General features: G+C 41.9%; 18 protein-coding genes. 4 read left to right on the top strand and 14 right to left on the bottom strand.

Annotated features, from left to right (window positions below; all coding sequences use genetic code 11):
- Positions 1–778, top strand: a 778-nt coding sequence (locus M9194_RS17230) for a hypothetical protein (protein WP_250613928.1), incomplete at its 5' end; no start/stop codon positions are given.
- Positions 779–1,153: 375 nt separating this feature from the next.
- Here the strand turns inward: M9194_RS17230 and M9194_RS17225 are convergent.
- Both M9194_RS17225 and M9194_RS17220 read right to left on the bottom strand, forming a co-directional pair.
- The gene (locus M9194_RS17225; RefSeq protein ID WP_250613927.1) at positions 1,154–1,717 is read right to left on the bottom strand and encodes a DUF1415 domain-containing protein; all 564 of its coding nucleotides are present in this window, start codon (positions 1,715–1,717) and stop codon (positions 1,154–1,156) included.
- 17 nt (positions 1,718–1,734) lie between these two features.
- Positions 1,735–2,952 carry an MFS transporter gene (locus tag M9194_RS17220; RefSeq protein WP_250613926.1) on the bottom strand — a complete coding sequence of 406 codons (1,218 nt, stop codon included), beginning with the start codon at positions 2,950–2,952 and terminating at the stop codon, positions 1,735–1,737.
- Between the two features lie 92 nt (positions 2,953–3,044).
- Between M9194_RS17220 and M9194_RS17215 the strand changes: the two genes are divergently transcribed.
- Positions 3,045–3,914 (top strand): LysR family transcriptional regulator, encoded by an 870-nt coding sequence (locus tag M9194_RS17215; protein WP_250613925.1) that lies wholly within the window; start codon positions 3,045–3,047, stop codon positions 3,912–3,914.
- Here the strand turns inward: M9194_RS17215 and M9194_RS17210 are convergent.
- Positions 3,911–4,690 carry a substrate-binding periplasmic protein gene (locus tag M9194_RS17210; RefSeq protein ID WP_250613924.1) on the bottom strand — a complete coding sequence of 260 codons (780 nt, stop codon included), beginning with the start codon at positions 4,688–4,690 and terminating at the stop codon, positions 3,911–3,913. The genes M9194_RS17215 and M9194_RS17210 overlap by 4 nt on opposite strands.
- Positions 4,691–4,870: 180 nt before the next feature.
- Here M9194_RS17210 and M9194_RS17205 point away from each other — a divergent pair, with 180 nt between their 5' ends.
- Positions 4,871–5,230, top strand: a complete 360-nt coding sequence (locus M9194_RS17205; protein WP_250613923.1) for a VOC family protein — start codon at positions 4,871–4,873, stop codon at positions 5,228–5,230.
- Here M9194_RS17205 and pilW read toward each other — a convergent pair.
- Positions 5,220–5,906, bottom strand: a complete 687-nt coding sequence (pilW, locus tag M9194_RS17200; RefSeq protein ID WP_250613922.1) for a type IV pilus biogenesis/stability protein PilW — start codon at positions 5,904–5,906, stop codon at positions 5,220–5,222. The genes M9194_RS17205 and pilW overlap by 11 nt on opposite strands.
- A gap of 129 nt (positions 5,907–6,035) precedes the next feature.
- Positions 6,036–6,977 carry a homoserine O-acetyltransferase MetA gene (gene metA, locus M9194_RS17195; RefSeq protein ID WP_250613921.1) on the bottom strand — a complete coding sequence of 314 codons (942 nt, stop codon included), beginning with the start codon at positions 6,975–6,977 and terminating at the stop codon, positions 6,036–6,038.
- Between the two features lie 121 nt (positions 6,978–7,098).
- Here metA and M9194_RS17190 point away from each other — a divergent pair, with 121 nt between their 5' ends.
- Positions 7,099–7,482, top strand: coding sequence for an AAA family ATPase (locus M9194_RS17190; RefSeq protein WP_250613920.1), 384 nt, complete (start codon positions 7,099–7,101; stop codon positions 7,480–7,482).
- A 10-nt stretch (positions 7,483–7,492) separates the two neighbouring features.
- Here M9194_RS17190 and M9194_RS17185 read toward each other — a convergent pair whose 3' ends face one another.
- Genes M9194_RS17185 through M9194_RS17145 form a run of 9 tightly spaced genes read right to left on the bottom strand, consistent with a single transcriptional unit; the run spans position 7,493 to position 19,974 of the window.
- Positions 7,493–8,284 carry a protein kinase domain-containing protein gene (locus M9194_RS17185; protein ID WP_250613919.1) on the bottom strand — a complete coding sequence of 264 codons (792 nt, stop codon included), beginning with the start codon at positions 8,282–8,284 and terminating at the stop codon, positions 7,493–7,495.
- On the bottom strand, positions 8,238–11,636 hold the full coding sequence (gene tssM / locus M9194_RS17180; protein WP_250613918.1) for a type VI secretion system membrane subunit TssM: 3,399 nt from the start codon (positions 11,634–11,636) through the stop codon (positions 8,238–8,240). Before tssM ends, M9194_RS17185 begins: the two co-directional genes overlap by 47 nt.
- 2 nt (positions 11,637–11,638) lie before the next feature.
- Positions 11,639–12,835 (bottom strand): type IVB secretion system protein IcmH/DotU, encoded by a 1,197-nt coding sequence (gene icmH / locus M9194_RS17175; RefSeq protein ID WP_250613917.1) that lies wholly within the window; start codon positions 12,833–12,835, stop codon positions 11,639–11,641.
- A 4-nt stretch (positions 12,836–12,839) separates the two neighbouring features.
- A complete protein-coding gene (tssK, locus tag M9194_RS17170) occupies positions 12,840–14,171 on the bottom strand; it encodes a type VI secretion system baseplate subunit TssK (protein ID WP_250613916.1) in 1,332 nt (443 codons plus the stop codon).
- A 37-nt stretch (positions 14,172–14,208) separates the two neighbouring features.
- Positions 14,209–14,691, bottom strand: coding sequence for a type VI secretion system lipoprotein TssJ (tssJ, locus tag M9194_RS17165; RefSeq protein WP_250613915.1), 483 nt, complete (start codon positions 14,689–14,691; stop codon positions 14,209–14,211).
- Positions 14,688–15,659, bottom strand: a complete 972-nt coding sequence (locus tag M9194_RS17160; RefSeq protein WP_250613914.1) for an FHA domain-containing protein — start codon at positions 15,657–15,659, stop codon at positions 14,688–14,690. Before M9194_RS17160 ends, tssJ begins: the two co-directional genes overlap by 4 nt.
- Before the next feature lie 3 nt (positions 15,660–15,662).
- Entirely contained in the window at positions 15,663–16,394 is a 732-nt protein-coding gene (locus tag M9194_RS17155) for a substrate-binding periplasmic protein (RefSeq protein ID WP_250613913.1), read from the bottom strand.
- Complete coding sequence (locus M9194_RS17150; protein WP_250613912.1) at positions 16,394–17,413, bottom strand: ABC transporter substrate-binding protein; 1,020 nt, start codon at positions 17,411–17,413, stop codon at positions 16,394–16,396. Before M9194_RS17150 ends, M9194_RS17155 begins: the two co-directional genes overlap by 1 nt.
- A complete protein-coding gene (locus tag M9194_RS17145) occupies positions 17,410–19,974 on the bottom strand; it encodes an MFS transporter (RefSeq protein WP_250613911.1) in 2,565 nt (854 codons plus the stop codon). The genes M9194_RS17150 and M9194_RS17145 overlap by 4 nt, the downstream gene beginning before the upstream one ends.
- Positions 19,975–19,983 lie beyond the last annotated feature (9 nt).

Genomic DNA, 19,983 nt, shown 5'->3' with positions numbered 1-19,983 from the left:
GTTTAGTCTAGGCCGAGTAATCGTTTGCTCGAATATGCTGTCCATCTATAGAGTGGACCAAGCATGGACTAGAGAACATATTATATCTTGGTTGTCATGGGATGATATATATACATCTTCTATGGCTTGGCAATCCTTGCTCTGGTCTCCAAGGCTGCATAAAGGCTTCATTTATGAAATCAGAGACTACCTAATAAATACCGCAAAATACTTTGATTATCTTGGTGAGCTGAAAAGTCAATATGTTACTTTTATGACTCATTTATCCCTACAGGGGTACTCAGAGTTTAAAATAGGAGAGTTAGCAAAAGTCTTTAATACTATTCCTAACGAATCACTATATCATGTAGCGTCGGCCCTGAAGAATATCTTGTCTAGTTCAGGAGAAAAAGTTAATGAGTTTTGGCAGAATCGGGCTAAACCGTTTTTAACAAAGGTTTGGCCAAAGCAGGCTAAGGTTGATGATAATACGGTGACTCAACTTGCCTTGATATGTATAGCCGCGAAAGAAAACTTCAACGAAGCATATAAAATAATAAGGCATAACCTGAAGCGACAAAGTGATGCAGAGTATATAACAAGAACCTTAGAGCATAGTGGTTTGATTGATATCTACCCTCAGCTCGCGTTAGATTTTTTAGATAGCGTTATTGGTGAGCCAAAATACTATCCACCAACTAAGCTAGTTAATTGCCTAGATAAAATTGCTGGTGAAGAGCCGGAAGTTATAATCAACCCTGAGTTTGTAAGGTTAAAAACCATTACAAACAAGTTTTAAAAAAGCTAAAGCCCCTAGCATACGGGGCTTTAACTGTTTGGCTAAAGAGCCCTATCAAGTTGGTGTCTATTCACTTAGTCTACGCAACTAATACTAGAAACTCAGCGAGGAGACTTTTCCCACACTAAAACTAATCCACCAATTGCTAAATTAGCAAAGTAATTAACACGTTTCTGTCCAGAAATAAGCAAAAAAGTGGTCAAACTTTTTTGTACTTTTTTGGCTCTTTGGAAATGGTAGAGCTCCATAAAACGATCAAACTTTAGCTTTAAAAATGGCTATAGCTACCAGTTTTGAGTGCAAAACCGATCAAACATAATTGTCTCCCGATACCAACGCTTTAGTTGCTCCAAAGCCTAGAGCAACTAAAGGGGATTATCGAACCAGATATGGGAATAGTCTTGCAATGTCGCTTTGTGAAAGCTGATTGACCCGATTTATGTTCGTTTCTGGAATGGATTCTGGGTTTGGAAAGTGTCGTAGTGCACGTTCTAACCCTTCTTCTCTGATGAGGTGGAAAATCGGGTAAGGGGAGCGGTTGGTTAAGTTATCTGCGTCATCAGGCTGGTTTCCCGCAAAACAATAATCGGGGTGAAAGGTAGCAACTTGATAAATACCCTCTAGCTGCTCCTGCTTGATAAGCGCTTCGACCCAGGTGATGAAAAGGTTGTAATCGTCAAAGTCGGCCAGCATATTGGGCACAACAACCAGTGTTGTTTCTAACTCGTCTTCTGCTGTACTTTGCAATATATTCAGCTGTTGCAAAATATCACTTAGGAGTGATTCTTCATCTTTGGCATCACTGACCGCTATTTTAATCTGGTTGTTTCGAGCAGGTTTAGCGGCAAATGGGCACAAATTCAAACCGATGACGACTTGTTGTAGCCACTGCTCAACGTGAGCAGTAATCGTATCTTTGTCTTTTGGGGAAACGTTCAATAGTTGTTCTCTTTACTTTAGGCCTTAACGTTTGCAATATCGTAATTATTTTTCTGCTGCGACGAATTCAGCTTTAACAGGGCGGCACTGAGAAAAATAATAATGGCTATCAGTGCTGAGCCACCAAATAACACACCAGTCCAAGCCCAGCTTTGCCAGCAGAAAAGCAATAAAAATCCGCCTAAGCTTCCACCGATATAGTAGTGCACTAAATAAAGGGCCGTTGCCGTCGCTTTGGCTTCATGTGCATTTTGGCTTACCCATGAATAAGCTAATGTATGGGTAAAAAAGCCGCCCAAACTTACTAATAGCAAACTGAGTATCATGGTCGGCATTGTATCAAAGTAAGCCACCCATATGCCAAACAAAGTAATGATCGCCCCTAAGATAATACCGTGGATTGGGTGTTTGCTTTTGCACCATTTACCTGATAACGATGAACTTAGTGTACCTGCGAGGTAACACAGAAAGATCAGCGAGGCGAATCCGATAGAAAGATTATGTGGCGGGTTAACTAACCTAAATCCCATAACGGTATAGACATTAACAAATATCGCAAAATTAGCGCCACCAATAAGCATGGCGAACCAGATCCTTGTATTAGCAAGATGCTTGACGATCGCTCGGTTGTGATAAAAGAATAAGCCTTTTTGAGGCTTAAACTGTTTCTGCTGCGGCAACAATTTAACGACGAGCAGTGCACCAATAAAAGAAAGTACTGCGATATAGAGCGCGGCTTGCTTCCAACCGAGCCATTCTGTTAGCGTGCCACCTAACACACGCCCTGCGACGCCACCCAACGAGTTTGCAGCAATATAAATACCAATTGCGTGAGAAAATGCGCTGGGCGCCAGCTCTTCAACCATATAGGCGACGGCAACAGAAGCAAAAGCGGCGATCGCAATCCCCATTAGTGCTCGGCTAATAATCAAGGTATAAAAGCTGTTACCTAATACGAGCATGACACCGACCAAAGGAATCATGAATAAGCCGAACAACATGATTTTTCGTCGACCATAAGATTCAGAGCATATCGCCCAAGGAACCAGACAGACCGACAAAGCGAGTGTAGAAGCGGCGAAAATCCAGTTTATTTTTGTTTCCGAAACAGAGAATGAATGAGATAACAAAGGGAGTATCGGTTGAATGTAGTATAAGTTACAAAAGATTAAGAATGACCCTAAAGCTAGGCTTATCACGACACGTTTGTAATCTTGGGTATTATGCTCGATCATTTTTTTGTCTCTAATCAATAGTATGATCAAACTATCACTGATATTATTATATATAAAATATATTTAAACTATGGTCAGGATATATTTTATATATGGAAGTTCGCCAACTTAAACATTTTCTTGCAGTCGCAGAATGTGGTCACTTTACTCAGGCAGCCAAATTGTTAAATATTGCTCAGCCTGCACTCAGTATTTCTATTAAAAAGTTTGAACAGCAACTAGGAGTATCATTATTTAATCGAGCGGAGAGGCGAGCTGAATTGACTCAAGAAGGTCACGTGCTTCTTACTCACGCAAAAAAAATTCTTCAACAGATTGACGATGCTAAATTAGCGATTGATGAATTAGTGGGGCTAAAAAAGGGCGAAGTCCGCTTAGGCGCGCCGAGCATGGTCGGTTCTTATTTCTTTCCTGAAATTATCATGGCATTTAAAAGTCACTACCCGCAACTTACTCTTATTCTAATTGATGCCGGCACGCAGTCGATTCGAGAGATGTTGCTAAATGGTGAGTTGGATATCGGTGTCATCATCGATCAAGACGTGCCAGATGAGCTCGAGACCGATCACTTGCTTAACTGTGAAATGTTGGCGGTGATGGGTGAACAACACGCACTGGCAAATCGCTCGTCGATAACATTTTCGGACTTCTTCGACCAAGAGTTAGTGATGTTTAAACCTGGATATTTTCATAGAGATTACATGGATAGAGCATCAAGACGTTACGGACACGAGCTAAAACTTTCTTATGAAACCAATTTGCTAGCCATGATTTTAAATATTGTAAAGCGGGAGTTTGCGGTGACCGCTCTGTTAGATTTGGTCACTGAACATGAAAAGGGAATCAAGGGTATTCCTTTCGAGGATAGGATATATTTGGATCTTGCGTTGGCGTGGAGGAAAGATGGCTATCAGTCGATGGCAGACCGCGCATTTATTGATTTTGTTAAGCAGTATGTTTAGGGGGCGGTGACCTTTTGATTGTTCAATTGGTATTTAGATATAACTTGTTGATATTCTTCGCTCGCTAACAGCTTTTCGATGGCGATGTTAATATCACTTAACTTATCAATAAAACTAGACTTTTTCGATACCATTACATACATGAAATAGGGTTCAAAATTCACTCGGGTTTTAATGATTTCACCGTCGAGATTTAGGGTTTTAATTTGATGGTTCGCCACAATATCACCACCGATGTAGAGATCGGTTCGCTTAAGAGCGACTAAATTAATGGCTGACGAAACGCCCTTAATGTAAGTCGTTTGAATGCCTAGTGGTGCAAGGTTAGCCTTGTACCATCCATTGCCTAAGTAAGTGACGACGGTGAGCTGTTCTGACACTATATCGTTTGGCGTAGTAATGTTGTTTATGGTATCAAGGCGCTCATGATCCCGATAAGTGTAAACACTATTGTTGATATGATAAATCGGTTTTTCAGAAGCGACAGAGTATTTGATTCGCTCAGGCGTGTTGACTGTGACCATGAAGTCAATCAAGCCTGCTGCTATGTAGTTTTGGCAGCGCTTCCAAGGTAACTGCCTATATTCAATTTCCCAGCCAAGTTGTTGTTTAAACAGCACTCGTGTTAAATCAACAAATAACCCTGACGGTTTATTATTCTCATCTAAGTAATGAACTGGAGACCAAGGGCCAAAGCAATAGGTTATTTTAGGCGCAGCATGTAATTTGCCAGCTAGAATAACTGCAAATAAAGCGATGAATAGCAAGCTTCTCATTATCAAATTTCGCTTTTAGGCAAAAATATGGGCTATATTGCGGCAAACTTTCATAAAATAAGTCTTAATTTACATGATTGAGATGTTTATCAGTATGGCTCAACAGGTCGAGTTTTCAAGAGAATCACGTTTAGGAGCTTTTCCGTTAAATTGGGTATAGTTGTATCGTATGGAGAGAATATGAAAGAACATGAAAAGCTCAATTATGTTGAGTTTGCGGCGAAAGATTTGTCTGCAACCAAAGCCTTTTTTGAATCCGTTTTCGGTTGGACGTTTACAGATTTTGGGCCAGAATACACTGCGTTTTCTAACCAAGGGTTAGATGGCGGCTTTTACCACTCTAACGTCAGATGCGATGTCAAAACTGGTGGCGCATTGCTGGTTTTTTACAGCGCAAACATTCAACTAACCATGGACAAAGTGATTGATGCTGGTGGAACGATTGTGCGGCCAATCTTCGAGTTTCCGGGAGGATGCCGGTTTCACTTTCAAGAGCCGAGTGGTAATGAGTTCGCCGTTTGGTCTGAACTCAGTTCTTAACAGTTGTATCTAGCTTCTCAAGCTTGAGGAGTAATTCTAGAGTGACTTTTTGTGGACCGAATGATTGCTGGTACGCTTTGAGTTTGGCCTTTGCGCTTCGATAGTTTTTTCGCTTGATATCTATTTGGCACGCTTGAACAAGAGAAATGACGCGATCTGGTTGATAGGCCAATGCTCTCTCAAAGCTTTCTTTCGCTTTTATCTCTTCTCCTGATTTTAATAAACACAGTCCCAAATTTTCATAACTTGCTGCGATAAAAAGATATGACGAGTTCGATAACGCTTTATTGAAAAGCGTTTGAGCTTGAGTGTATTTCTCTTGTTTGCACAGAAATGCCGCATAGTTATTGAGTGCGTAGCTATCTTCAGGAAAGCTGCGCAGAGCGGATTGGTAAGAGAGGTTGGCTGAGTTGGTGTCGCCAACAACATCATAATAATGTGCGAAAGATAAGAGCACATATAGATTGTTGGGCGCTAAAGAGTAAGCCTTGATAAGGTTCTCTCGTGCAATGGTCGGGTTGTTATTGTTTAAGTAAGCAATACCAAGCTTAGCACGCGAAAGTGCCAGTGTTTCGTTGTCAGCGATGGGGATGTTGGGTGTCTGAGTAGGGGCTGTATTGGCGCATGCGGTAACGAAACCAAGACTTAGACTAATAGTGACTAGCATCTTTATCATAGGTGCCCCTAAATGTGTGTTGAACACCTATGATACGCGTACTGTATGTAGAGAAAGGCGCTAGCCTGTAAATCTACGAAAGGTATATCTCAAACTAATGCGATGACCACATGAGCTTTCGAAAAAATCTCAATCATCCACCGTAAAACGATCTTCACTGAAATGTGCCAAGTCGTAAGGAGTTTGTTGATAGACGCAATAGTTTAGCCAGTTAGAAAACAACAAATGGCCATGGCTTCGCCAGCTCGCTTTCGGTACGCTATTAGTATCATTATTTGGATAGTAGTTGACCGGGATGGCTGGTTCTAAACCTTCACTGAGATCACGTGTGTATTCCGTATGTAAGGTGAGCGCGTCGTACTCAGGATGCCCAGTAACAAATACGTTTCGCTTGTCTTTAGTTGCCGCCAAATACACGCCAGCAATATCGGAAGTGGCGAGAATGTCCAAATCTGTATTTTCTTCAATTGAGGTAGACGAAAAGTCAGCATATCGGGAGTGAGGCGCTAAAAAAGTATCGTCAAACCCTCTTAATATCGGATGAAATGGTTGATGAATTTCGTGTTGATACACACCAGAGAGTTTCTCTTGTCGGGTTTGCTTCGGCAAATTATACAAAAGTTTAAGTCCGGCTTGAGCGGCCCAGCAAACATATAGGGTTGACGTTACGTGGTCACTTGCCCAGTTCATGATTGTCTGCAAATGTTCCCAATAAATGACATCTTCAAACTGAACCAGCCCAAGCGGCGCACCGGTAATAATGAGTCCATCGTAATTTTGGTTCTTGATGGTTTCAAACTGACGGTAAAAGTTATCTAGGTGTTCCGAAGGCGTATTTTTGCTTGGCCGATTATCTATGCGTAACAATTCAACATCTACTTGCAGGGGGCTGTTAGAAAGCAGTCGGAGAAATTGCGTTTCTGTTTCTATTTTCTTAGGCATTAGATTTAGAATAAGCACTTTCAGTGGCCGTATTTCCTGACTAGAGGCCCGAGTTTCAGGCATAACAAAGATATTTTCTTGCCTCAATACATCAGATGCAGGTAATTGATCGGGAATTTTAATTGGCAAAGCAGTCTCCGTGTGCAATATAGACGTCTATACTTCTAAAGCTAACGCAATTGGGCTAAGTTGTCGATAGATAGGCGAGGATTTCTTTATCAAAACAAGTCAGTTATAGATAGGATAGATAATGAGCGATGATTTAACACTGACACTAATAAGGGGCTTGCCAGGTTCGGGAAAGTCAACCTTGGCGAAAACCTTTGGGGCCGCACATTTTGAAGCAGATATGTATTTTTTGGACAGTAACGGTGTGTATGTGTTTGACCCATCGAAATTGAGGCAAGCGCACGCATGGTGTCAGCTTAAAACAGGACAAGCCTTATCACTAGGCCAAAGCGTTGTGGTTTCTAATACCTTTTGTCGGCTATGGGAAATGCGCCCGTATGAGAAACTTGCTAAGCGTTACCGTGCGCAATTGCGAATATTGGAATGCACAGGTCAATACGATAACGTTCACGGAGTGCCTGATGAAGCTATTCGTGCGATGAAGAATAAATGGCAAGCGATTTAGACAGCCCTTTTTAAGGTGCTAAGAGTCTCGAAAGCAACCGGATTCTTTTCAATACAATCAGTTGATAGTGCGCTGGAAGTGAATTTATTTGAATCTCATTTTTCTCTAAGATGACCTCGTTAAGAGGTTTACCTTCGTACGGATGTTGACCCTGTAGTACAGCAAAAAGAATCGCAACCGAATACCAATCATCGAGTGCGTGGGCACTTAAGTGGTCCATCGAAGGATGAATGCCTGAAAAACTGGGTGTCCATGTGTTTACCAAACAATCTTTCAAGGGTGTGCCAATTTTGCGGCAGCTACCAAAGTCAATCAGACTCAGCTGGCCGTTATTGGGGTTGAAAATAATATTGCTTGGCTTGATATCGCCATGTACATAGCCTGTTTGGTGTAAAGCAAGTAAAAGGCGTTCTAATTGCTGCCTTGTGACAGGGTTCGGGGCATTGTTTTTGATCAACTCAGAGAGGGGAGATCCCTCAATGTAATTAATCACGAGTGCATCTATGGTTCTAAATGAGGTGTAATCAATGATACGAGGCCAGTGTGTGGCCGGATTACTGTTCAAAAACTCGGCTTCATTTTTTAGAATAGCTTTTCGAGGGGTAGACTTTGCAAACTTGAGTGTAATTTGACCCATGCTAGGGTGCTGGGCCAAAAATACATGGCTACTCAGTGGTGCCAAAAACTCAATGCCAGATTTACGAAAATAGCCAATGATGCTTTGATAGGCATCATTGGCTAACTGACCGGAGATCTTAGATTGCACTTGGTAAATTAAATGCTGAGAAGAACCCTGGAACAAATGGGTTTTCTCTTCCTTGTGTTTTTATTGCCAGCCTGACTTTGTCTTTACCAAAATCAAACTCAACTTGTGTGTCTTGGGCTGTTGTGTCTTTCACTCTTGGTTCGATCAGTCGGAACCAATTCCAATTACCTTGGTAGCTTTCTTTCGCAATGGTTTTAGATTGCGAGCTGACATCGACACTGAGAAGGTCTTCAAGTTGTGATTCTCCTTGCCATGATTGCTGGCTCCAAAGCGTCGGGCCGTGGCGATAAGTGAAAATAGGTTTATCCGTCGAGATGGAAAACTCTGTAATGCTAGGACTCATGTCCACCGCTTTCATCTGGAAACGTATAGAGATATTGTTGGGATCCGACAAGAATAGTGCTTTGCGAATATCTTTTGATTTATCCAACATTGTCCATAACTTAGGTGCGAGGGCGAGACCAGAGTTGGGTAGCAAGCCAGGTAAATAAGGTGTTTTGTTCGATTCGAAAGAGAAGTTTTTCAACGTTGTGTTGTAAAACTTATTAAGTATTCCTTCTGTTCCAAAAAAGGCCTTCACATCGGCGACGCTAGCATCCACTTTCGATTTTTTGTCAAACGGATAGAAAGGCTTGATTGTTTGTTGATAAGGTTTGTACACACTGGCGTTCCAACTAGAATTCAAATAGTCGTGTGCCAAAGACATGACCATGTCGTTACTTTGCTGAGTGACGTCAGTTAATAACGTGTTCACTAACGTAGGTTGACCGGAAGCCGACTTAGCTAACGTGCTAATTGGGTTTTGCACTTTCAAGGTTGCTGATAACGTCTGGAACGCAAGCTTCTCAGGCTCTTCACTGGTGTAGAACTTATCCAACCAGGTTTTCGCCTTAGTAATGGATTTCATTAAGCCATCTATCGGTCTCATGTTTTGAGAATTTTCATTCATTAATGTGTGATAGCTTCTAAAGTTAACCGTGATTTGTCTTGCTGATCGCTTAGAGTCCTGATCTTGCTGAAGCGCTTCTTTAGCCGCTTGCTTTTCTCCTTCCGTTTTTTGAACTTTAGGCATGGCCAGCTCAACAGATGTATATTTATTGACCACAGTTAGCAACTTGGTCATTGGATTGTCTGAGGTATTGGCGAGTAAATTGATTGCATTATTTAACTCGCTAGGGTTTTTGATGGGCTTCACCTTAACGTTGTTAACGAAATTGCGCCAATAATTGATGTAGTCATTTTGGTACATCTGTCTAAGGTCGCGGCTAATACGATACATTTCGATAGCACTTGGTGCCGTTCCCGCAACACCCTCATAGGCTTGAAGAGCGTCTTGAATGGCTGGAGAGTCCACAGACAAATCCAGATCATTGAACCCAGTTGGCGTATAGAGGTAAGGGACAAAGTATCCAACATAATTGGAGGAGAAGGAAAAGAGTTGATCAAAATTAGTGCCTAGCTCTTTTCTTATATCGATTCGATTGGCATATTTTGGCGAATGGATAATATGGTCATACAGTAGTGTCTCTATCCCAGTTTGGTTGATGACCTTTTTCGCCAGCTTTTCCAGATCCATATTGGGTTTTTTAGGTACGAGATCATTGGCAAACACGTCATCGAGCAGGGCTTTTAACTGGGCGACACTCACGGTGTCTGCATCGCCTTGGTCTTGAAGTGCATTAATGAAGTAGGACTTCAATTCTTCAATATTGGTTCGATCTGGATTAAACAACAGTCGGTAATCATTCAGCAAGGCCAGTGTTTTAGACTGATCTTCTAAGTTCACATACACGAACAGATCTTTTTCTAGCATATTTTCCATGGATGGAAGTAAAACGGCCTGTAGTTCACTAAAGTAGGCGTGCTCGACTTCTTTTTTGATACTTGGTCCAAGAATGATGGGCACCGCATACCAAGGTAGGGGCTGTCGGTATAAATCATAGATGCGATAGAGTGAATACAGATTTGGAATGTTTTCTTCCAAATTCTCAATGTCATAAGGTGAAGCTGATATTGATTCCTTATAACGTTCCAACATAGTATCGGCGCGAGAATCACGTCGACTTTGGAAATCGAAGTCTAGCTTTATCGTCATTAATACCCCAGCCAGCAATAATACCCAAAACAGAGTAAATGAGACTTGGCTAAGTATAAGAATGTTTTCCTTGCGTTTGTTTACTCCGGCTATTTCGTGTTCATTTAATACCACATGGCTCATGATTCTTTGCGCAAACAGAGTCTGATGAATCGGGATCTGTTGGTATTGGGTGAAGGTTTCATTACCCAAAGAGTGGTTGACGGTACTGGCTAACACATCATTTTGTGGATGCTCTTGGCCATTATGGGTGAAATAGAACCCGCGAAAGAATAGGCCATTACTTAATTGCTCACCACGGTACATGCGTTGCAAAAAGGCCCATAAATTTTGCTTAAGCAATCCAAATTGAAATGGTGCGCTGGCTATTGAGTTGCGAAACTCTTGGTTTAATTGGCCGGATAGGGCGTTACTCGTACTAGCAATTAACTGGCTGATTAAGTGGTCATATTCATCATTGAACCAGTTGGCATCGATTCCCCCATGTTTTTGGAAAGGAAAGGTAGCGCCAAATACGTCATCACGTTTTGATTCGTCGAAGGCGGAAAAAAACTGGCAGAAATCGCTGATACTGCCCATGTTGGTCACTATGTTATAAACGGGCAGGTTCAGACCAAATGCATGGTTATAGGTTTTGACTTGCGACTTAATTTGGTCGGCTTCATTCGATATAGTTTCGCTGTTTTCCAGTAAAAATGAAGCTTCGGTTGTCACTAAAATGCCGTTAATGGCTTGTCTTGGACGCCACTTGTTTAGGCATTTACAAAGTGTTTTTAGGTACTCTGGCCTTTGATCATCTTCGCGGCTAATAGAGATGAGTGTCGAGTGTTCGCCTAACCAAAACAGAATCGGAAATTCAATATCATTGCCGAAATCATCTACCTTATAGGCCTCGTATCCCATTTGGGTAATAATGTTTCTGTCCTGAGCTGGTTTTGAACTCAGCATCAAATATATTGGGTGATCGTACTTACTATGAAAGCGTCGCTTACGTTGTTGGAGACGCTGCATGCGATTAAAATGGGCAATCAGTAATTTACGTCTCTTATTGATGATTTCAGCTTCATTTGACGCTTCTTTTTTGTTGCCCTTGATGCGATTAAATAGCCAATAGGTCAGGACGCCAATGAGTAAAGCGAAAACGAAGTTGATCAGCAACATCAGGATCAAGTTAGACTTTAATGGCGTCAGCATCACAGCAGCGGCACCTGCTGTGTAGAAAAAGACAGAGGTGAGCGCTGAAAAGCTTAACGCCTTGCGTCGATTGGGTTTAGAAGATTTATCATCAGCCATAGTTACTTAGACTCTTCCTTGCTATTTGATGGTGAATCACCCCGAACGAGAATTGGTTTGATATTGGTATTATCTTGATACCATGATTTTACCGTCCGTGCGTTGTCTGCTGAACTAGTACGAACAATAACTCGATAATAATTTTTATATGGCAAGATTTCTGTTTTGTATTTCGAAGGTGCGAGCTTTGAAACAAATTTTTCAGCATTGTTTTTATTAGAGAATGTCGCAAGTTGAACAAACCAGGTCGATTTACTGGTGGCTAGGGTGCTCGGCGGTGTTTGAGACACGAGCTCAACTTTGCTTGCCCGTTTTGGAGCGGTAGCCAAATCAGAATCTTCACTAATAAATACAATGTCTTTAACTTGTCCAGATAGAACGTAACGTTCACTAAACTGCGGCAGAAAAGTGAAATCTCGCGCCCGTTGCGGCAGAGTTTTGGTGTACCAGAATTTTGTTAAGCCTAGACAAGTTGCAATAAGGATAAGGAAAAACAGCGACGTCATAAACGCTCTTTTTCTGCGAGTGGGTTTGCGTGTTTTAGGTAAAGACACCTTGGTATGGCAATAGATACTACCTGACTGCCGATACTGACTGATGATTTGTTCCAGTTGATGGACGAACAATTTGAGTTGTTCGCTGCCAGTTTCCCTATATTGCCCTTTAAACCCGACATTAATGAACAAATAGATAAGCTCTATTAGGTCTATCAGCTTATGGGGCTGTCTTACCGCTTTTTCCGCGACAGTGAAAAATAGTTCGCCGCCATTTCGCATCCCAAACAGATCGCTGAGTAGAGTTTTATTTTCCCACCCGCGTTTTTCTCCCCATTCGGTATAAATGATAAATTCATCGATGACAACGGCATAAAGAAAACACAGCTTATCGATGACAGCGACAGGGTAGGTGAGGCTTGCTCCTTTGGCTTTAATCGTGTTGATATCTTCAACCAAACGGCTTCTAAGCGAAGCGAGATCTTCTGGCTCTGGTAAGGTCGAAATTTTCAGAACCGTCGCTAACAACTCGCCACTAATATTGATCAGCTGATTTTCGGCTTTATCAAAGTGACGTAAAAACTCGACCTGAGCACTGGAGACCTTCACTCTGGCTTTTGAAGAGTTACCAGAAGCCTGTTGTTGCTCGTCTGTATCAGCCTCTTTTTCATCCCAGATCAGGGTGGCTTCATCTAAGTAATCCATAACTTTATCTCAGCGCATAAAGAACGACTTCTAATTCTGAAATACGTGCGTCAACGTGCAACGCGAGTGCATCCCTTGTTTCAAGCATATCTAACCAATTTCTATCACTTGCATCGACTTCGAAATAAGCGACTCCCTGCATGGGTTTTAGTTCGTTGGGTGCCAATGGTAATGGTGTCAGTGAGATCCCGGACAGTGAATTTCTTACCAGTTCAACGATTCTAGAGTTGCTACTGAGTTTGGCGGAAATTGGGAATAATTCGTTGAGCTCAGTACTACTGATATTGGATTTTACACTAAGGACAAAGCGGCGATTTGCTACGCTACTTGGGTCTTTAATGATGGTTCTAAGTAATCGACGTTTTTCAAATAGGGCGGTATCCCAGTGGAATTCAATAACAGAGTCCTGTTGAACCAACGTAAGCATATTACGCAAGCTGGAGAATAGAGGATTAAAGCTGCTGTATAAGTGATGGTATTGCAGTGGCAGGCTTGGATCTGGTATTGCGGGCGTCAATGCCATCACTTGGGCTTCAAACTGTCTTAGCTTCTCATAGAGAATATGTGTTTGCAGCTTTGGGTTAGCAATGGTCAGATCAAACCACGGAAGCCATGTGTTGAGTGTTTGCAACCATAGATAGTCTTGCATCATAGACTGGGCGCTTTTTTGTCCTTGGCCCGCTCGTATTCGTTGCAATAGGTTTTGCGCTCGATTGCTGGTCAACGCATGGATTTCTTTTAGTCTCTCTGTCAGAAACTGCGAAGCGCCGTAGTGCAAGCAAGCAGGGATGAAAGCCCTGTCTAATACCACGTCTCCCGACTCACTGCTTTCTAGGATCTTGGCAACAGGAATCAGTGTAAAACCCGAAGTGTCATCGTTATCTAATTTTAAAGTGGTGTTAAGGTGGGCAACATCAATTGAGATGCTCGCGTTCGCAGAAGTTGAGGTATCAAAAACATTGATGCCTCGGGTGAGATAGCGACTTTGGTCGGATTCGTCTTCACTGTAATCATTGTTGCCTTGAAGAGAAATAGGCAGCGCTAGGTGTGCGACTGTTTCAATGGTTCCCTGTGGGATATCAATGGCAATCTCATTGGAGAGTTCAAAATGGGTGCCGTCTGGGAAGACGCCAGCACAAGACGAGATTGAAAGTTTGCCTATTCTTAATAAGTCGTGATTAATAGTCAGTTCTGTAATGCCATAAAATGGCGAAAACCCCGCCAACGTTTCCACATTTTGACGGATATAATTTTGGACATATCGATCCTGTTGTTGAAAATGTTGGGGGGCAATAAACATACCTTCTTGCCAAACAACTTTTTTATATGCGTCCACGTTAATTCCCTATGTTCGTCGCCTATGCCAACTAGGCTTAAAATATTTGCCACCAACTAGATTTTGGTGTCACAACTTTTAACGTTGATTTGTTGTCCTTTATATCCAGTTCTAAATATTGTTTAGTCTGAGTCGGCACAAGCGTGACAGCTTTTGGCTGGCCATCTTGATAATTGGCAAACTCAACCAGAGTCGCGATGTATCTTGTGTCTTTGCTGACATCGAGTTCTATGTCTTTCTTACTTTTCGGTAAGACGACGGGTAAAACTTGTTTGGAGACCAAACTTGAACCGAGCAACTGTACGTCATTACTATACAGATCAATAAATGCTAGTTGTTTGAAAACCTGTTGATCTTTTAACTGATAAAGCTTCACGACCACAGGGTTTGATACGTTATTTTGATATTGATTGATACTAGCATCTGCGTTTACCACCAGTTTATATTTTGTAATGGCTGGTGTTGGATCTGAAGAGCAGCCGTAAAGTAACACTGAAAGCAATACTAGCCACTTTGTCATTTACTTTCCTTACTTTGTTTTTGCATGTTTTCCATGAATAGCGCTTTAAATTGTCTTTGAAAGTCACCACTTTCTTGTCGATGTTTGAAGTGTTTCCGATAAATGCGCCAATATTTCTTGTCTTTATTGGAAAATATCCCTCCGATATACTCATTAAATTGCTTCTCGAGGTTTCTTGGTTCGAAGTGCTCCAAAAATTCGTCGACGGTTTGTTCTAACGCGATAAACAGAGCTTCATGTTGTAACTGAGGGTTTTGTAAATACTGTTCATTTTTCTCCGCCATGGTAATTAATTTATCTATGGACTCGCGTAAATAGGTGCCGCGAGCCGCGACGGTATTAACGGGCAAATACTCTGAGTCTGATTCAGGAGCGGTAAATGGCCCGCTTGAGTCCATAGAATGCATATCCTCAAAGGGCTCAGCTTCAATGTTGGGTTCTATTTTGCTTTTCTCGATATCCTCAAATGGATCTGATTCGAAAGGGTCATCACTTAATACGTGATCTTGAGAAAAGCTTGATTTCGTTTGAGCTTGAGTATCAAATCCATTGGTATCCAAAAAGTCGGTCTCATCTTCTTGTAGTTCTAGGGTAAAATTTTGCGCAAATGGTTCGTCTGGTACTTCCTGTGGTTTAGGCTTTGCTTTTGAGTTGACTAGTGTGCTGATCAATATGGTGTAATTCTCGACCTTTAGAATATCACCATCGTTAAGTGGATATTCTTTGTCTCTTAACAGAGGTTTGTCGTTCAGCATCGACCGGTTAGGGCTTGTGTGCTGTACGGTGTAACCATTATCTGTCAGTTTTATTTGGCCATGAACGCGAGATATGCGCTTACTTTGGTCGGGTAGAGCAATATCACAAGATGGCGCACGACCAAAATTCCCACCGCTTTCCGGCAAATAAATCACTCGGGAAGCGACTACTTCTTCTTCAGGTATAGAAATTAAGTGAACACTTATCGACACCGCTTACCCCTCGCATTTTAAAATGGCGGCATTAAAGCTTTTCAGAAAACCTGGATACTTTTCTAAGAAGCGTTTAGAGAAATACACGCCCATGTTTTCGGTCTTTAATACTTTGTGTTTAAAATAATCGAGAGGCAGTGAGGCTTGTTTGAGCGCCTCGTTAAAAACAAGCTCATCCTCTAGTGCCACATCGATATCCCTATCTTTCAACAACTTCAATAACACTTTAGCATTACGAGGTTGCTTTACGACGTTAAATCCGTGACGTTTTAGCCAAAACCACTTGTTGGATCCGAACTTGGCTGAAAATTTCAAGTTTATCTTTGATAATTCAGTCACATTTGGCTCTATCCCAGGAGCGAAGTACCATTCTAGTTTCTGCTCTGCAATTGGCAGAGAAAGTGTGGCGTATTCGTCCCTTTCCTTGGTTTGGGTGGCGACAAAAAAGCCGTGTTGGTTGCCACTGTGTACTTTAAGTTGTGCTTCAGACCATTTCGTCATGGTTATCTGATATGGCTGTCCCATTTTACTTAATGCGCACTTAACTCTATCAAGAGCAATGCCTTGCATGGTGCCATTCTTATACTCTTGATATGGTGGCCAGTTTTGTGTGGTAAGCAATAGCCGAGCGGGTCCCACACTTGCCGTTTCAGCAAAAGCGGAGCCCGTCACACATAGAATACTTAACGTGACTACCCTGATATGATGTTTAGAGAGTATGAATTGCTTTAACATCAATTTTTATTTCCTACAAGTTCAGATATTTTCAAAATGGACACAGGTGGGTAATAGTCAAGTTGCTTCGCTGCCTCCATGTTCACGATGTAAGAATACTGACTCAAAGAGTCTATTGGGATTTTGCTAACATTCCGTTTGTTATCGAGTATTTGCTCAGCTTTATATGCAGCAAACTGTCCTGCATTATAGTATCGACTTACCACGCCAAATAAAGCATCGTATTTGCGAATTGGTGTTTCTGTTGCAGAAAACGTTGGAATGTTGGCACTTTGTAGCTTTTGAACTACCGCTTTTCCGTTAGCAATGATATAAGAATCAGGTGGTAAGTAAGCCAAATCAATATGATTCTCTTTCATTTTTGTGACGATATGATCCAAGGAGCCTAAGTTAGGTTGATTTTTGATTAGCCCAAGTGGATAGAGATAGACGTTCATTTTGAATTGACTAGCCAGAGCCATCATTTTTTTTGCAGTCAAAATCGAGTTGTGCTCGAGCGGGTTGTAGATGATGCCTATGGACCTGACACCTTTTAGCTGTGAGATTGCTTTGAACTGCACGGGTAATGGGACGATATGGCTGACACCAGTAAAATCTCGATGGCGTTCGCCAGTTTTTGGGATGAGCTTCGAACCAACGGGATCGGTAACGACGTTAAAGACCACTGGAATGTCATGCGTTTGTTCAAACTTTGAGGGATGTTCGTAGGTACCAAGTAATTCACGACTAATGGTTGTGCCAAAGGTGTAGATTAAATCTGGGTGATAGCTATCGATTGTGCGAATGTATTCTTTTAGTTTGTCCTTGTTTCTGTCCGCATTGAGGATAATAAATTCTACGTTTACTCTTGCCGAAAGGTAGTCCATAAAGCCTTTCTCAGCGTTGGTAACCCCTCGCCAAAGCAGCATAACCACATGTTTTTTTTCGGGTTGATTAGAGGTTGCTTGTTGAGCGTTTGCAACCGGGACGATGAATATAATGAAACTGAGTAGGGCGGATATCCACTTATTTAATTTCATGACACCACCTCAATACTACGCTGTTTGTCTTTTTTATAGAAAATGGAGTAAAAAATAAACAGAATGAAGGCGCTGAGTAATAAGGCAAAACCAAACACGACAATGGTTGTGTCGTAGCCTAATATTCCCAGTGCTAATCCTCCCAGTAGTGGCCCTGCAACGTTTCCTATTCGTTCAGTTAGCCTGAAAATGCCAATGACTTTTCCTTTGTCTACACCTTGATCTTGTAATAGCTCCATAACTAATGGTATTTGCGGAGATACACTGACACCGTGTGCAATACCAATCAGAATGACAATCAACAAAATACCAAACGAGCCTGAGAAGAACGTAAAGTTCAACATTGCTAGAGCAGAGAGAAGGCCACCGAAAACGATGAAGGCTATCTTGTTGCTGAACTTATCGACCAACATGGCACTGAGAGGAGAAATGATGATAATGGCTAAGCCATAGCCCATCATGATACGGCCTGAAGCGGCACTACTTTCGCCTAAATACTTTAAGTAGACCGGGACAATATAGTAAAGGAATCCAGTTAGGACGATTTTGGCAGGAATGGCACTGAAGAAGGTAATCAGCGCAAAGTATTTATTGCCTAGCAAAATTTTAAAGTCTTGTAACTTAACAGGTTTACTCGCGCTGTTGACACTGGACTTGTCGAAAAAGATAGCAACTAGGCCTGCACTAGCGAGTGCGAGCATCGACGCCATCAAAAACGTTTCAGAGTAGCCTAATTTGTCCGCGATAATTCCTCCAATTGCTGCGCCACATAATGAACCAGAAAAAAAGGCGGACAAGAAAGTCGCCATGCCTTTGGTTCTGTTTGAGTTGTTGGTTGCGTCTGTTACATAGCCTTGTGCAGAAATAAAGACGATACCGTAACCAACAGCGGTCAGCGCTCTTGTCAGTAGGAGGAGCTCGAGAGAGGAAGTCATTGCCGTAGCAAACAAACCAAAGCTGGTAATTAATGCGCCTGCGATTAACGAGAACCGTCGGCCAACCTTATCTGACCAATAGCCAGCAAACGGCAAGGACACCGCCCAAACAAGCATAAAGAGTGAGATAGGTAGGCTGGTGACCAGATGCTCTGGAATGAGGCTGTTCGAGTTATCTAACGATGCCACATAGTTGGGGAAGAATGCCAGTGAAGATGCTTCTGCGAATACCAAAAGAAACAACGGCAGTCGAATAAATCGGCAATCTCGCCTGTCGATATATTGGACGGGGTTATTTGGATTAAGTGAAACAACCGCCGTATTTATCTTGTTCAGCAGGCGACCAATTTCGTCTCCAGAGGTCACTTTAACCAGATAATTCACAATGTCTCTGTTGACCGAAATAAGGGATTGTTTGAGCTGCTGCCATGGAGAAAGAATCATAAAGTGGCAGAGGAACAAAATGATTTCGGCCACGACCAAGCTTGAGGCGACCAGCACGGTGATCATATCTAAAAAGCTGTCTTTTAATAGCTGGATAATGATGTTGTTATCAGTGATCAGTTTTAGAGTAATGCCTGTGTTTTTGCCAATGGGGATTTCATGGCCGATATCATTGGAAGTATCAGCATGACTATCTTGGTAGTCGTAAAGGTTGTTGCCATTTTTTTCTAGTGAAATGGCAACCAAGTCGTCGTGTCCAAGCACATAGTGTTTAAATTCCTGATCGAGTCCGTTTAGCTGGTTAACGGGCACGCCATGTTTGAGAAGTCGTTCTATCATGATGGAGAGCGAGTCACCAATTAGGTTAGACTTTTGCTCCAGTTTTTGCTGATATACGTTTGAAAATGTATTGATTGACTGATACGAAGAGCCTAAGTTGGCAACGATAGTCAGCAAAATAACCAAACCAATGATTAGTATTGGAAATTTTCTGAATTTAAATAATGCCCATTTACCGTCAGACTTAGTGGCGGTGATGGCCTTGTGTGCGCTGTTTAATTGCGCTGAATAATCATCATCTTGTGTACTATCTGACAGGTGGTTGCTTGCGCTTTTTACCTTGTTTAATAAGCCATCAAGTAAAAACTTCAAAGAGATAAAACCGACGGCGACGCACACCAATATCCAGCTCGCCGCATAAATAAGCTGGATTTTTAGTAGGCTGTTGATGACGCGATCTAATCGGGATGTTGAATAGTAAAGGCGAATTTCACCCACCTTTACACCAAATGTATTGTTGATGGGTACGGATAACAGCCGTTCACCAGTTGTAGAGTGGCTTCCCGAGCCAAACAGCCTTTTTCCATCTGTATCGACCACACTGAGTTCATTAATGCCTTGAACTAGCTTGGTTCGTCTTTCTAATATCGATTGAATATTGCTGATTGAGGATAAGGGCAAGCCCAAACTGATGGCTTGTGAAATGTCATTATGCGTCTCATCGACAACCGTCTGATAGATTGAATCAGACGTGCCAATGAGACGTTTTTCGAAGTTTAAGAAATTTAGGGTGGTATTGAGTCCAACAGAAAAGAGCAAAACAGAAACAATAGCCAAAACCAGTTTCACTCTAAGTGATAACGCAAATTTAGGTGTTTTGTTGTGAGATACAAGGTCCGTCATGCTCTTTTT

This window comes from Vibrio sinus (assembly GCF_023634645.1).
GTDB lineage: Bacteria > Pseudomonadota > Gammaproteobacteria > Enterobacterales > Vibrionaceae > Vibrio > Vibrio sinus.
This window is presented reverse-complemented; position numbering and strand designations above follow the sequence as displayed.